The organism is Flavobacterium sp., from assembly GCF_044377315.1.
GTDB lineage: Bacteria > Bacteroidota > Bacteroidia > Flavobacteriales > Flavobacteriaceae > Flavobacterium.
This window is the reverse complement of record NZ_JBILJG010000017.1, coordinates 1-13180: the sequence shown is the minus strand read 5'-3', so window position 1 is coordinate 13180 and position 13180 is coordinate 1. Positions and strand designations below refer to the sequence as shown.

Here is a 13180-nt window from a genome sequence, read left to right as displayed (position 1 = left end):
AAAATCAATCACTAACTTTGCAAAATCAAATCATCTTCAATGTTGTTAGCTATCGATATCGGAAATACAAGAATTAAATATGCTGTATTTGAGAACAATACAATTATTAGTAGTCATTTTTTTTTAAAAGAAGATTTTCTAAAAGAAATTAAAATAATTTTAAATAAGTATAAAAATGTTTCTAATTTGATTGTGGCGTCTGTTGGAAATATAGAAAAAGAAGCTTTTTTAGTGTTTAAAAATCGAATAAAAACTCATTTTATCACTCACAAAGATAAGTTTCCATTTGTAAATTTATATGAAACACCACATACTTTAGGAATTGATAGAATTGTTCTTGCTTCGGGGGCAACAATTCTGTATCCAAACCAAAACAGACTTATTATTGACGCAGGAACATGTGTGACCTATGATTTTATTGATTCTAATGACAATTATTTTGGAGGAGCAATTTCTCCAGGTATACGTTTAAGGTATGAGGCTTTACATAATTATACTGTAAAATTACCTTTGCTTACCAAAAAAGAACCGGAATCATTCATAGGAAATTCTACTTCTGAATCCATTCATTCAGGCGTGATAGAAGGATTAACCAATGAAATAAATGGTTTTATCAATCAATATTCAATTAAATACGAAAACTTTATAATAATTTTAACGGGTGGAGATGCAGATTTTTTGGCTAAACGATTAAAAAATACCATATTTGCCAACTCAAACTTTTTACTCGAAAGTTTGAATACAATTTATCAATACAAAATCAAAAATGATTAAAAAATTTATACTGAGTATTAGTTTACTTTTTACTGTAGCCTCAATAGCACAAGAAGGAACAGCTTCACCTTATTCTTTTTACGGAATCGGAGATGTAAGATTTAAAGGAACCGTTGAAAACAGATTGATGGGAGGAATCTCTATGTTGTCCGATAGTATTCATATCAATTTGCAAAATCCAGCTTCTTTTGCGGGATTAAAATTGACAACTTTTACAGTTGCAGGAACTTTTAAAACGTATGATTTCGTTACCTATAATGATAAAGAAAAAGCACAAAGAACTACGCTTGATTATCTTGCAGTTGCAGTACCAATAGGAAAGAAATTTGGCGCAAGTTTTGGGTTAATTCCATATTCTTCGGTTGGTTATAAAGTTAGTAATACTAGTACAAACAATTTAGGAATACAACAAGTAAAAACAAATGTTGCGTCAGGTGGATTAAACAAAGTGTATGTTGCTTTAGGTTATAAAGTTACCAAAGATTTAAGCGTAGGAGCCGATTTTAATTTTAATTTTGGAACAATAGAATCTGAAAGTTACTTGTTGCCCAATGTTGAGTTAGGTATTCTACAGTTAAATAATTCTGAGTTAAATGGATTAAACCTTAACTTAGGAGCAATGTATCAAAAAAAGATTACTGCCAAACTTGATGTTTATTCAAGTTTTGTTTATTCTCCTGAATCTAATTTGAGGGTTAGTAATAGTGTAACAACATCCTCAATATCATCGTCGGGTGCAAGTTTTCAAACTGAAGATGAAAGAATTTCGGAAAGAGATATAAAATTACCTAGCAAAATTTCTTTTGGGTTAGGTATTGGTCAAGCGCGTAAATGGCTTATTGGTGCAGAAATAACCTCGGTTGAAAGTAGTAAGTCTTCAAATTTATTTCCTACCTATACACTAGGAACTTTTGAAAACAGCATGAAGTATAGCCTTGGTGGTTATTTTTTGCCAAACTATAATTCGTTTACAAATTATTTTAATAAAGTAACCTATCGAGGTGGTTTTAGATATGAAAATACGGGTTTAGTTATAAGTAATGAGTCTATCAAGGAGCAAGCATTTTCATTAGGATTCGGATTTCCTCTTGGTGGAACATTTTCAAACCTTAATATTGGTGCTGAACTTGGCAAGCGTGGCACTGCTAAAGCTAATCTTGTTCAAGAAAACTTTTTTAATGTTATGATAAGTTTATCCGTTAATGATTTATGGTTTGTAAAAAGAAAGTATGATTAATCTTGGTTAATGAAAAATAATTTCAAAATATTTTTTTCAACTGCAATGCTTTTTATGTTGCTAATTTCCTGTGAAGGAAACAGTATTAAAGACGTTCAAAAAATCAACCTTTCTGAGTTTCATCCATCAGGAGAAGCAGACGATTTTAATCTGAAATACACGGATTCTGGCAGAATAAAATCAATTTTGATCAGTCCAAAAATGTTAGATTATGGGAATGTTGAATTTCCATTTATAGAATTCCCAAAAGGCATCGATGTAACAATGTATGATGAAAATGGCAAGAAGACTTTTGTGAAAGCAAAATATGCAATTTCATTCAAAGGAACAGATGTTATTGATTTGCAAGGAAAAGTTAAAATTTATAACGAAACAGGTCAAATACTCGAAACAGAACAATTGTATTTTGATCAAAAAAATGAATGGTTTCATACACAAAGAGTTTATAAACTTTCGGACCCAAACGGAAATTCTTTTGGCGAAGGAATCGATTTTAGTAAAGATTTTAAAATTGTAAACTCGCAAAGAATAAAAGGAGAAATACAAACAGAAGATAAATAATATATTATGAATTACCTAAAATACACTCAATACGCTTACTTACTTTTTGGAATTTATTTCATTTATGATGGAATAATGAAGTATACTACAAACGAAAGTTATGCACTAAGTTTACTAATAGCTGGATTAGCAATTTTCATGTTTTTCTTCAGAAGAAAATTTGCAAAAAAGTTTGAAGATCGTAACAAAAATCAATAAAAAAACATTTTTCATACAAATTTCAGCTTTAGTACTATAATTATTAAATAGATAATTGTATTTTCGCAAACTGAAATAAAAAAATTAACAATAATACAATGGCAGTTTTACAAAAAATTAGACAACGTTCACTTTTACTAATAGTAGTTATTGGTTTGAGTTTATTAGCATTTATCATTGGCGACATCGTTCAAAATAATAGTTTTTCTACAAGTTCAAATGATGTTGGAAGCGTTAACGGAAAAGATATTACTTTCGAAGATTTTCGTTTAAAAGTTAGTAATCTTGAAAAAAGTGGTCAAGGAATGACTTCGACTCAAGCAGCAAATAGAGTTTGGGATCAAGAAATTTCTGTTGCATTACTTTCTGAAGAATTTGAAAAATTAGGTTTGAGAGTTGGTGAAAAACACATTTTGGAAATTTTTAAAAACGACCAAAATATTGGTGGAAATCCAACTTTTCAAGGTAAAGATGGAAAATTTGATATTGCTAAATTCAAAGAATTTTTCAAATCAAATCCTGAGCAAGCTGCCATGTTGAAAGATCAAGAAAAATCTGCAACACTTAATGCAAAATACCAAATCTACAATACTTTACTTAAAGCGGGCATGTTTACAACCGAAGCTGAAGGTAAATTGAGATACAAAATGGAATCTGATAAAGTTGCTTTTGATTTTGTTGCCGTACCTTATACCTCAATAAAAGATGAAACTGTAAAAGTTACTGATGCAGAAATTTTAGAATTTATTAAAAAGAATGAGAAAAAATACAAAGGTGAAGCTGGTCGCGAATTAGACTATGTTCTTATAGAAGATAAAGCATCTCCAGAAGACGAAGCAGAAGTTAAAAACGAAATCAATAAATTGCTTGTTGGTGGTGTTGTTTACAATAAAGAAACTGGTGCAAACGATACAATTGTTGGATTTGCTCAAGCATCAAACACGGTTGAATTTGTAAATGCTAATTCTGAAAAACCTTATGATTCTACTTTTGTAGCTAAAAAAGATTTACCAGCTCAATATGCTGAACAATTATATACTCTTTCTATTGGACAAGTTTTTGGACCGTATATGAATGGTAAAGATTATTGCATCACTAAAGCAATGGGAAGAAAATCTGGAACTTCTGCTAAAGCAAGCCATATTTTAATTAGTTATGAAGGAACACAAGTGCCAAACAAAAAAGAAAAAAGAACTAAAGAGCAAGCTAAAGCTAAAGCAGAAATTTTGTTAGCACAAGTTCAAGCTAATCCTTCTAGTTTCTTGATGTTAGCTTTGACTAATTCTGATGATTCATCTGCTCAGCAAGGTGGTGATTTGGGTTACTTTTCTCCAGGTCAAATGGTGAAGCCTTTCAACGATTTTGTTTTCAATAATTCTGTTGGAAAAATTGGTTTGGTTGAAACAGATTTTGGTTTCCATATTATTAATGTTACCGATAAACAAGACGGTGTTCGTTTGGCTACAATTTCTCAAAAAATTGAACCTTCTGAAGCTACTGCTGATAAAATTTATACACAAGCGGTTAAGTTTGAAATGGATGCTAACGAAAAAGATTTTGCGGCTGTTGCTAAAGCTGAAAAATTGACAATCAATCCATCTGTAAAAGTTAAAACAATGGACGAAAACTTTGGACCAATGCAAAACCAAAGACAAATTGTTCGTTGGGCATTTGAAAAAGAAACTAAAATTGGTGATGTAAAAAGATTCGAAATTGCTAACGTTGGTAACGTAATTGCTAAAGTTAAGAAAGCTTCAGAAGAAGGCTTAATGTCGGCTGAAGATGCAAGACCTATGGTAGAAAATACTATAAGAAACAAAAAGAAAGCTGAAAAAATAAAAGCTAAAATGGCTGGAAGTTCTTTAGCTACTATTGCTTCTAAAAATGCTGTAACAGTTCAAAATGCAGTAGATTTAGTTTTACAAAACCCATCAATTCCTAATGCTGGTTATGAGCCTAAAGTGGTTGGTACAGCATTTGGTACTTCGGCTAACAAAGTTTCGGCACCAATTGAAGGAAATACAGGAGTTTATGTAATCCAAACAAAAGCGGTTACTAAAGCCCCCGTTTTAAAATCATACGCTGATTATACTAAGAAAGTGGCACAACAAGCTGCTGGAAATGCTGGAAGAGTTATTCAAGCGCTTAAGTCGGATGCTGAAATTGAAGATAACAGAGCTGACTTTAACTATTAGAAGTTAAAAAATATATTAAATCCCTAGCATATGTTAGGGATTTTTTTTGATTTTATAAAATCATTTCTTGATACGGAATGACCACTTTATACCCTTTTTCTTTGAAATAATCGGTTGGGTTCTCTTTTGAAATGGCTAAAACAAAATCGCCGCCCCAAGCACCAAGACTTTTAATTACACCATGAAAATCGTCAAATAAAGCTTCTTGAACGGTTTGTAATTCTAAAACATTGCTCATTTCTATTTCGTGTTGTTGCAATGCTATCGCAAATTCTTTTGGTTCGGTTGCTTGCAAAACTTTTTTTGTTATTGAATCGATTGTTTTTATTGTTTTGCTAATATCACCTTGCTTATCGAGATAAGAAGCAATGGCAGATTTGCTACTTTGTTTTTTGTTTAGATAAATAAAATAAATTTTGTCTGAAAAAGTTGGTTCAAAACTAATTTTTTCAATAACTGGTTTTTCGTTTTGTAGTTGGTAAAGAATAGCCGAATTATTTTGAGCGCAAGCCAAGTCGTAACCGCTTCCACCAAAACTTTTTTTCAATAATTCGTAGGCGTCAATTTCTAACCATTGGGCAATATTGTTGATTAGAGTAGAAGAAGTGCCTAATCCCCAAAATTTTGGAAATGTCAATTCGGTTGTGATTATGTAACCTTTTGATTGAGAAATAAAATTGGAATTTAGTAGATAGGCTTGGTGTAAAATTTCTATTAAAGTATTTTTTACCGATTGTTCTGCGTTGTATTTTTTCTTTTGAATAATAGCCGAAAACGGAATAGTGCTTTCAAACCAGATGCTTTTATCATAATCGTGGCTTTTCCAATATATTTCGTTATTGTCTGACGGTTCAATGATCAAATTTTGTCCGAACTTGGTGGGTAAGGCTAATGCTTTTGCACCATCAAGAACTACGTATTCTCCTGTTATTAATAATTTTCCGTTGCTATAAAATTCTTTCTTCATAAACGTGATTTTGTGCTATGGTTAGCTCAATAGCCCCGATTGCAGTGGAAATCCTGTTGTCTCGTTTTTACGAGATGACAGATTGGAACGGAAAGCGGGAATCCTCCTTCGGCGGACAAGAAAGGATTATCGAAATGCCCGAACCATTCGCTCCAACTTTTATTTTCTTAAATTTTCAATCAACTCGACTACTGATGCGTGCGAAACCGTGTTTTTTTCAAAATGTTTGGCGATTGCAACTCGTTCGTCTTTGGTGGCTTGAAATTGGTTTAGTATATTATTTAGATGCATTTTCATGTGGCCTTCCTGAATTCCTGTAGTTGTAAGCGAACGTAAAGCGGCAAAGTTTTGGGCTAAACCAGTAACCGCCACAATTTGCATTAATTCGTGAGCCGAAGGGTTTTTTAGAATTTGCAATGCCATTTTCACTAACGGATGCAACGACGTTAAGCCGCCAACGGTTCCTAATGCTAATGGAATTTCCATCCAAAAAGTAAAGATGCCGTTTTCTATTTTGGCATGCGATAAACTTGAATACTTTCCATTTCGTGAGGCGTAAGCGTGAACTCCAGCTTCAACGGCACGAAAATCGTTTCCGGTAGCAAGAACAACTGCATCAACACCGTTCATAATACCTTTGTTGTGAGTAACGGCTCTGAAAGGTTCGATTTCGGCAATGTTAACCGCTTGAACAAATTTTTCTGCAAACTCTTGAGGAGTTTCGATTTTATTTTCGGCAAGTTCTTCGATTTTACATGAAACTTCTGCACGTACAATGCAGTTAGGAACATAATTAGAAAGAATACTCATTACAACCCGAATATTTTTTTCTTCTTCGGAAAAGTCAGGATAATTTTGGGCTTCTTCTTTTAAGGTTTTGGCAAATTGTTCTAAACACGAATTGATGAAATTGGCACCCATTGAATCTTTGGTTTCAAAAGTTGCGTGAAGTTGAAAATAATTTTCTAGTTCGTTAGTTTTGTTTCTTAATTCGATATCTAGAATTCCGCCTCCACGTTTTTGCATATTTTTAGTAATGCTTTCGGTAGCCGATAAAAAGGTTGCTTTGGTTTTGTTAAAAAAGCTTTCAAGTTTGGCGGTTTCACCTATATATATAAAGTGAACTTGTCCTATTTTTTCAGAATTGATAACTTTTGCTTTAAAGCCACCACGAGTTGACCAGTATTTTGCAGATTTTGCTGCTGCGGCTACTACCGAACTTTCTTCAATTACCATTGGAACTGAATAATAGTTACCATTGATAAGAAAGTTGGGAGCGATTCCCATTGGTAAATAAAAATTGGTGATAGTGTTTTCTATAAACTCATCGTGAAGTTGTTGCAGTTGGGTATTGTTATTCCAATATTGTTTAATGGTTTCTTCAGCTTCTGACGGATTGGCAAAATATTGATTGGCTATCCAATTAATTTTATCTTCTTTGGATAATTTAGAAAATCCTGATATGGCGTTATTCATTTTTGTAATACTTAAAAGACAAAGATATATCATTGGATTTATATAATTAGTTTTCTTTTTTAAAACTTTGTAAGGCAGTTTATTTTTTTTAGATGAGTTAAGTTTATTATTTTTTTGGGGTTAAAGTTTTTTATATAGTAATAATGCTTCTAGTTATAAATGCTAATTAATTGTAAATTAATAATTTAGTAAGGCTTTTCGGGTTTTTAAAATTTAACAAATAAAAATATTTTTAAATAGCGACTTACAATTTTTGTCACGGCATTGATTTCTCAATTATAAAAAATATTCTAGTTATCAACATTTTAATCTAAGTTATCAACAAATTTGCCAATTAAATTGTTAATAAGAACTTTTATTTAAAATCTTATTTGTTAAATGTTTGTTTAATTTTGCAGGTTCTAAGGTTTTTATAGTTTATAATGTGTTGAAAATAATGAAGTTTGTTTAATTGAAAAGTAACTGAAATAAAAATTAATGAATAGATGTTAATTGTTAATAAGTCGCTTAGATTATTAAAAACATAGTGAATACTGTTTTTATTAATAATAATGTAGTATTTAAACTTGAATAAAATATTTTAGAAACTATTTTCAATGTAGAGTATTCAATTGATTTATAGTTTTTGAATTCCTTGAATTTAGGATATACAAAATATAACAATATAGATTAATAAATAAATAAATAAAAGTTCAATGCTTATATAAAATTATTTTGTAATTGATGCATCGAATTTGAAATACAAGAAAAAACTAACTAATGAAAAACATCTATTTTCTGCTAATTTTAGTTATGAGTAGTTCGCTCAACTTTTTGAATGGCCAATCATTAAATGATAGAAATCAACTTATCATTCAATGGTTTTCATTTGATATTTTGAATAAAAATTTACCGAAAGAAGTTCAATCAACCTTAAATAATGATTATTTAATTCTTAATACTGGTTTTGATTCTAGTGATTAAACAGGGATACTTGCAGATTAAATGAAAATTTTATTTATTTAAAATAATCAAGTAAATACTGCAAGACCTTAATTTTTTTACTCAATGTCTATAGATGGGAAGAATACATTTGTTAGTTACTACCATTTACATACGACCAAAAGAGAAAAAAATTATCCCGTTAACTATAGATTTTGAAAAAAAAACACTTCTTCTTCTTCTTGGAAGATTGCTAAATATACCTTTTAAAAATAGTGAATATGTTACTTAAAAATTCTACAATAAGTTTTGTCTTAAAAACGATTTTTCTTTTTTTCTTTTTTACATTGCAATTAAACGCTCGTTCTATTGTATTTGATAATGATAGTAGAAAGATAGTTGATGGAGCTGAAAATTCAATTAATCCTTCTGGAAATATCCAACAGTCATTTTACAATAAAAGCACTTTGGCTTTATGGACTAAGTTAACATATAGCACCTATCCACTTGATGTAAGATGGGGAATTAAAGGTAATGGTGCTAATCAAGTAATTAGCGAGACAATTGAAGAGATAGCTATTATAACAGGCTCTATAAATACGGTTACTTGTAATTCAGCAATTTATACTTATTCTTCTACAATAGAAGGGACTACAAGTTATGTTGTGATTCCTAATGCAGATACAGCACCTACGGCTGATCAAATAGAGGCTGGAGTGAGCTATCCTGGTGCTACTGTAATTTTAAGCGGAAACGCTGTTACAGCTGCCAATGTTAATCATAACTTTAGCCTAAACTCACTTTTAAGTAATACAGCTTATAAGGTTTATGGTGTGACTAAGTATTTTAATGGAGTAAGCACTGTTTTTTCTACAGTCCAGAACTCTAATTTCACTACTTCTGCCAATCCTTCTACACCAACTACTTCAAGTGTAGTTCAGCCAACGTGTGCCGTTCAATCAGGAACAATAGTATTTACAACACAAACAGGCGTTGAATATAGTATTAATAATGGTTCAACTTACCAAGAAAATCCAACTTTTACCGGATTAGCCTCTGGTACTTATACATTAAGAGTTAGAAGTTTAACCGATACTACATGTTCAGCACAAGCGGCCTCTACAGTCGAATTAGTTGGTTTATCAACAACAGATTCAGATTCTGATGGTGTTTTCGATGTTTGCGATTTAGACGATGACAACGATGGTATTCTAGATATTAATGAAGGTTGCAATTCACCAGCTATTGTCAAAAACGGAGATTTTAGTAATGGTTCTTCAGATTGGACAGTAACTAATTTTTCAAGTTTTATTGATAATGCTCATTATACATATAATTCAGACGATTTATTGAGCCCTGATGGTCTTTTATCACAAAGTGTAAGTGGGTTATTGGGTACAAATGGAAACATTACTTTAAAATTTGATATAACACCAATTAATAATGCAATAGGCGTTTTACAGTTGCGTGTTAGATTAAATAATACTGTTTATGCTACGGTTTCTATTCCTACAACTATAAATTCGGCGAGTACAATTACTGCGGATAGTGGGGCTATATTGTCACCAGCACTAACTACTTTACCTAACAATACCGCAACAACGGTAACATTATTGATACCTAAAGGAAGTATTCCTATTACATCAACATTACAATTTTCTATCACTAACTGTTCTGGATGCCAGCTGAATATTCCCGATTTAAGATTAGACAATATTTCTATATTATGTACTGATTCTGATGATGATGGAATACCCAATTCTTTAGAATTAGACTCAGACAATGATAGTTGTACAGATGCCAATGAAAATTATAATTCGGCAACCGCCAGTGGATCAGACGGAGGGATGTTTGGAACAGGAGCGCCAGTAGTAAATGCAAATGGAACAGTTACAGCAGCTTCTTACGCAGGAAATTATGCAAACGCTATACTAGCAACAGTAGGTAGTGCTGCAACTATAACTACACAACCAGCTAATCAGTTAACAAGTGTTGGAGGTAATGCAGCATTTAGTGTTGTGTCAACAGGAGGTTCAGGAACTAGACAATTTCAATGGCAAGTAAGCATCAATAATGGAACTTCTTGGACTAATGTTACTAATGGAGGTGTTTATTCAGGAGCAACTACGGCCATTTTAAACATTACAGGAGCTACACTTGCAATGATTGGCTATGATTATAGAGTCATTATTACACAATCAAATTTTATTTGTGTAGAAACCGTTTCGTCTTCTGCTAATTTATGTATTGTTACTACACCTAGAATTACAAGTGTGATACAACAAACGTGTGCCGTACCAACAGGAACTATTGTGTTTACAACACAAGCAGGTGTTGAATATAGTGTCAATAATGGTGTATCCTATCAACTAAGTCCAACTTTTGAAGGATTAGCTGAGGGCACTTATACATTAAGAGTTAGAAGTTTAACCGATACTACTTGTTCAGCACAAGCAGATTCCACAGTCGTTATTACTGCTTTTTCAACTCTTGATACTGATGGAGATGGTATTGCTGATATTTGTGATGTTGATGATGATAATGACGGTGTTTTGGATACTATTGAATTACAATGTAACGCTGATGCTTGTGGAACATCTAATAATTTATTAATAAATTCTTATTTTGATAATAATTTTACTGGATTTACTTTTAGTCCAACGTATAATGGACTTGTTGGATTTACTACGCATGCTACTTCACCAACAGTAAATGTTTGTACTGTTAATAATGTAAGAGCTTATCAAGTTGATATGAGAAGTACGTATGATTATTTTTATCAGCAAAACGTTGTTTTACAACCTAATACAACTTATACGTTTTCTTATAAAATGGCATTGAACTATAATGGAATTATTCAACCAGAAGTTTTTGACGGTTCTAATATTATTTATACAAGAACTTATTTGAATCCTTTTAATACATCAAATCCAAGCAATTTTGTTGCTTATTCTGGAACGTTTACAACTGGAGCAAATACTAATATTAGATTAAGATTATATGGAAACGCAACATCAACTGCTGGTAACGATCCTCTTTTTGATGACATAGTATTGTTTCCAACTTCAAATAATGGTTGTGATGTTATAGATACAGACGGAGATGGTTTACCAAATTCTTTAGATTTAGACTCAGACAATGATAGTTGTACAGATGCCAACGAATATTATAATGCAGCAACCGCCAGTGGATCAGACGGAGGGATGTTTGGAACAGGAACGCCAGTAGTAAATGCAAACGGAACAGTTACAGCAGCTTCTTACACAGGAAATTATGCAAACGCTATACTAGCAACAGTAGGTAGTGCTTCTACTATAACGACACAACCAGCTAGTCAGATAGCAAGTGTTGGAGGTACTGCAACATTTAGTGTTGTAGCCACAGGTGGTTCAGGAACTAGACAATTTCAATGGCAAGAAAGCATCAATAATGGAACTTCTTGGACTAACGTTGCCAATGGAGGTGTTTATTCTGGAGCAACTACGGACTCTTTAACCATTACAGGCGCTACACTTGCAATGGTTGGCTATGATTATAGAGTCATTATTGCACCATCAGATTTTATTTGTGCAAATGTCGTTTCGACTTCAGCTAATTTATGCGTTGTTACTACACCTATAGTTGCAAGCACGACACAACCAACATGTGCAGTACTAACAGGAACAATAGTATTTGCAACACAAGTAGGCGTAGAATATAGTGTCAATAATGGAACGACTTACCAAGCAGGACCTACCTTTGAATTACTACCCCCAGGAACTTACACTTTGAGAGTAAGAAATACAGCAGATACTTCTTGTTTAACACCTGCAGTAACAACAGTGGTCCTAGTTGGTTTATTAACAACGGATACAGACTCTGATGGTATTTATGATGCTTGTGATTTAGACGATGACAATGATGGTATTTTAGATACTACAGAGTGTAGTATTACTTGCTCAGATCAATTTGTAAATGGTAGTTTTGAACTGCCAAACATTACACAACCACCTCATAATGTTTCTACATATATTCTTCTGAATCAAAATTCTTCTGGAGGATGGCAAACAACAGCAACTGATGGTTTAATTGAGTATTGGCGCACAGGCTTTTTCGGAGTGCCAGCTGCTAGCGGAAATCAATTTATTGAGTTAAATGCCAATCAAGTTTCTACCTTATACCAAACATTTTGCCTAAATGGTTCCTCGGGTTCTGTTGCTTGGTCTGTAAAACACAGAGGAAGAGGTGGCATAGATGTTGCGAGAGTTAAAATGGGTCCGAGCTTAGCAACAGCAACTTCGGTACAGACGATGTCTACTAGTAATACTGCTTGGGTGACTTATTCAGGTACATATACTATTCCAGCGGGACAATCACAATTGATTATTGCTTTCGAGTCAGTTTCAGCTGCTGGTGGATCTCTAGGTTCAGGTAATTTTTTGGACGATATTCAGATTACTATAACACAAGGTTGCGCAGACTCTGATGGTGATGGAATACCAGATAGTTTAGAAACAGATTCAGATAATGACGGTTGTTCTGATGCTAATGAATATTATAATACTACTACCGCCAGTGGAACAGACGGAGGTATGTTTGGAACAGGTACTCCTTCAGTTAATCCCAATGGAACTGTTACGGCAGCTTCTTATACAGGATTAACGTCCAATGCTATGACGGCAGGTAGTGCTTCTTCTATAACGACACAACCAGCTAATCAGTTAACAAGTGTTGGAGGTAATGCGACATTTAGTGTTGTTGCCACAGGAGGTTCAGGAACTAGACAATTTCAATGGCAAGAAAGCATCAACAATGGAACTTCTTGGACTAATGTTACTAATGGAGGTGTTTATTCAGGAGCAACAACGGCCT

The 13180-nt window shown here is 32.8% G+C and carries 9 protein-coding genes; 7 read left to right on the top strand and 2 right to left on the bottom strand.

From position 1 onward, the window contains the following. The first annotated feature begins 39 nt into the window (after nt 1-39). The 5 genes from ACIQ66_RS06800 to ACIQ66_RS06780 all read left to right on the top strand — a co-directional run bounded on the left by ACIQ66_RS06800 (nt 40) and on the right by ACIQ66_RS06780 (nt 4965). Complete coding sequence (locus tag ACIQ66_RS06800) at nt 40-774, top strand: type III pantothenate kinase (protein ID WP_396212043.1); 735 nt, start codon at nt 40-42, stop codon at nt 772-774. Continuing rightward, nucleotides 767-2011, top strand: coding sequence for a hypothetical protein (locus ACIQ66_RS06795; RefSeq protein ID WP_396212042.1), 1245 nt, complete (start codon nt 767-769; stop codon nt 2009-2011). Before ACIQ66_RS06800 ends, ACIQ66_RS06795 begins: the two co-directional genes overlap by 8 nt. Before the next feature lie 9 nt (nt 2012-2020). Beyond that, a complete protein-coding gene (gene lptC, locus ACIQ66_RS06790) occupies nt 2021-2572 on the top strand; it encodes an LPS export ABC transporter periplasmic protein LptC (protein WP_396212041.1) in 552 nt (183 codons plus the stop codon). 6 nt (nt 2573-2578) lie between these two features. Beyond that, nucleotides 2579-2770 carry a hypothetical protein gene (locus tag ACIQ66_RS06785; RefSeq protein ID WP_396212040.1) on the top strand — a complete coding sequence of 64 codons (192 nt, stop codon included), beginning with the start codon at nt 2579-2581 and terminating at the stop codon, nt 2768-2770. Between the two features lie 98 nt (nt 2771-2868). After that, nucleotides 2869-4965 carry a peptidylprolyl isomerase gene (locus tag ACIQ66_RS06780; RefSeq protein ID WP_396212039.1) on the top strand — a complete coding sequence of 699 codons (2097 nt, stop codon included), beginning with the start codon at nt 2869-2871 and terminating at the stop codon, nt 4963-4965. A 52-nt stretch (nt 4966-5017) separates the two neighbouring features. Here ACIQ66_RS06780 and ACIQ66_RS06775 read toward each other — a convergent pair whose 3' ends face one another. Further along, a complete protein-coding gene (locus ACIQ66_RS06775) occupies nt 5018-5932 on the bottom strand; it encodes a GYDIA family GHMP kinase (RefSeq protein WP_396212038.1) in 915 nt (304 codons plus the stop codon). 159 nt (nt 5933-6091) lie between these two features. Continuing rightward, on the bottom strand, nt 6092-7408 hold the full coding sequence (locus ACIQ66_RS06770) for a hydroxymethylglutaryl-CoA reductase, degradative (protein ID WP_396212037.1): 1317 nt from the start codon (nt 7406-7408) through the stop codon (nt 6092-6094). Between the two features lie 759 nt (nt 7409-8167). On the opposite strand from ACIQ66_RS06770, the gene ACIQ66_RS06765 reads away from it, so the two are divergent. Together ACIQ66_RS06765 and ACIQ66_RS06760 are read left to right on the top strand one after the other, a co-directional pair. Continuing rightward, a complete protein-coding gene (locus ACIQ66_RS06765; RefSeq protein ID WP_396212036.1) occupies nt 8168-8371 on the top strand; it encodes a hypothetical protein in 204 nt (67 codons plus the stop codon). A gap of 239 nt (nt 8372-8610) precedes the next feature. Then, nucleotides 8611-13180, top strand: a 4570-nt coding sequence (locus tag ACIQ66_RS06760) for a beta strand repeat-containing protein (protein WP_396212035.1), incomplete at its 3' end; no start/stop codon positions are given.

Coding starts and splice junctions, on each gene's coding strand:
- ACIQ66_RS06800 (WP_396212043.1), top strand. CDS start 40: ATGTTGTTAGCTATCGATATCGGAAATACAAGAATTAAATATGCTGTA.
- ACIQ66_RS06795 (WP_396212042.1), top strand. CDS start 767: ATGATTAAAAAATTTATACTGAGTATTAGTTTACTTTTTACTGTAGCC.
- lptC (WP_396212041.1), top strand. CDS start 2,021: ATGAAAAATAATTTCAAAATATTTTTTTCAACTGCAATGCTTTTTATG.
- ACIQ66_RS06785 (WP_396212040.1), top strand. CDS start 2,579: ATGAATTACCTAAAATACACTCAATACGCTTACTTACTTTTTGGAATT.
- ACIQ66_RS06780 (WP_396212039.1), top strand. CDS start 2,869: ATGGCAGTTTTACAAAAAATTAGACAACGTTCACTTTTACTAATAGTA.
- ACIQ66_RS06775 (WP_396212038.1), bottom strand. CDS start 5,932: ATGAAGAAAGAATTTTATAGCAACGGAAAATTATTAATAACAGGAGAA.
- ACIQ66_RS06770 (WP_396212037.1), bottom strand. CDS start 7,408: ATGAATAACGCCATATCAGGATTTTCTAAATTATCCAAAGAAGATAAA.
- ACIQ66_RS06765 (WP_396212036.1), top strand. CDS start 8,168: ATGAAAAACATCTATTTTCTGCTAATTTTAGTTATGAGTAGTTCGCTC.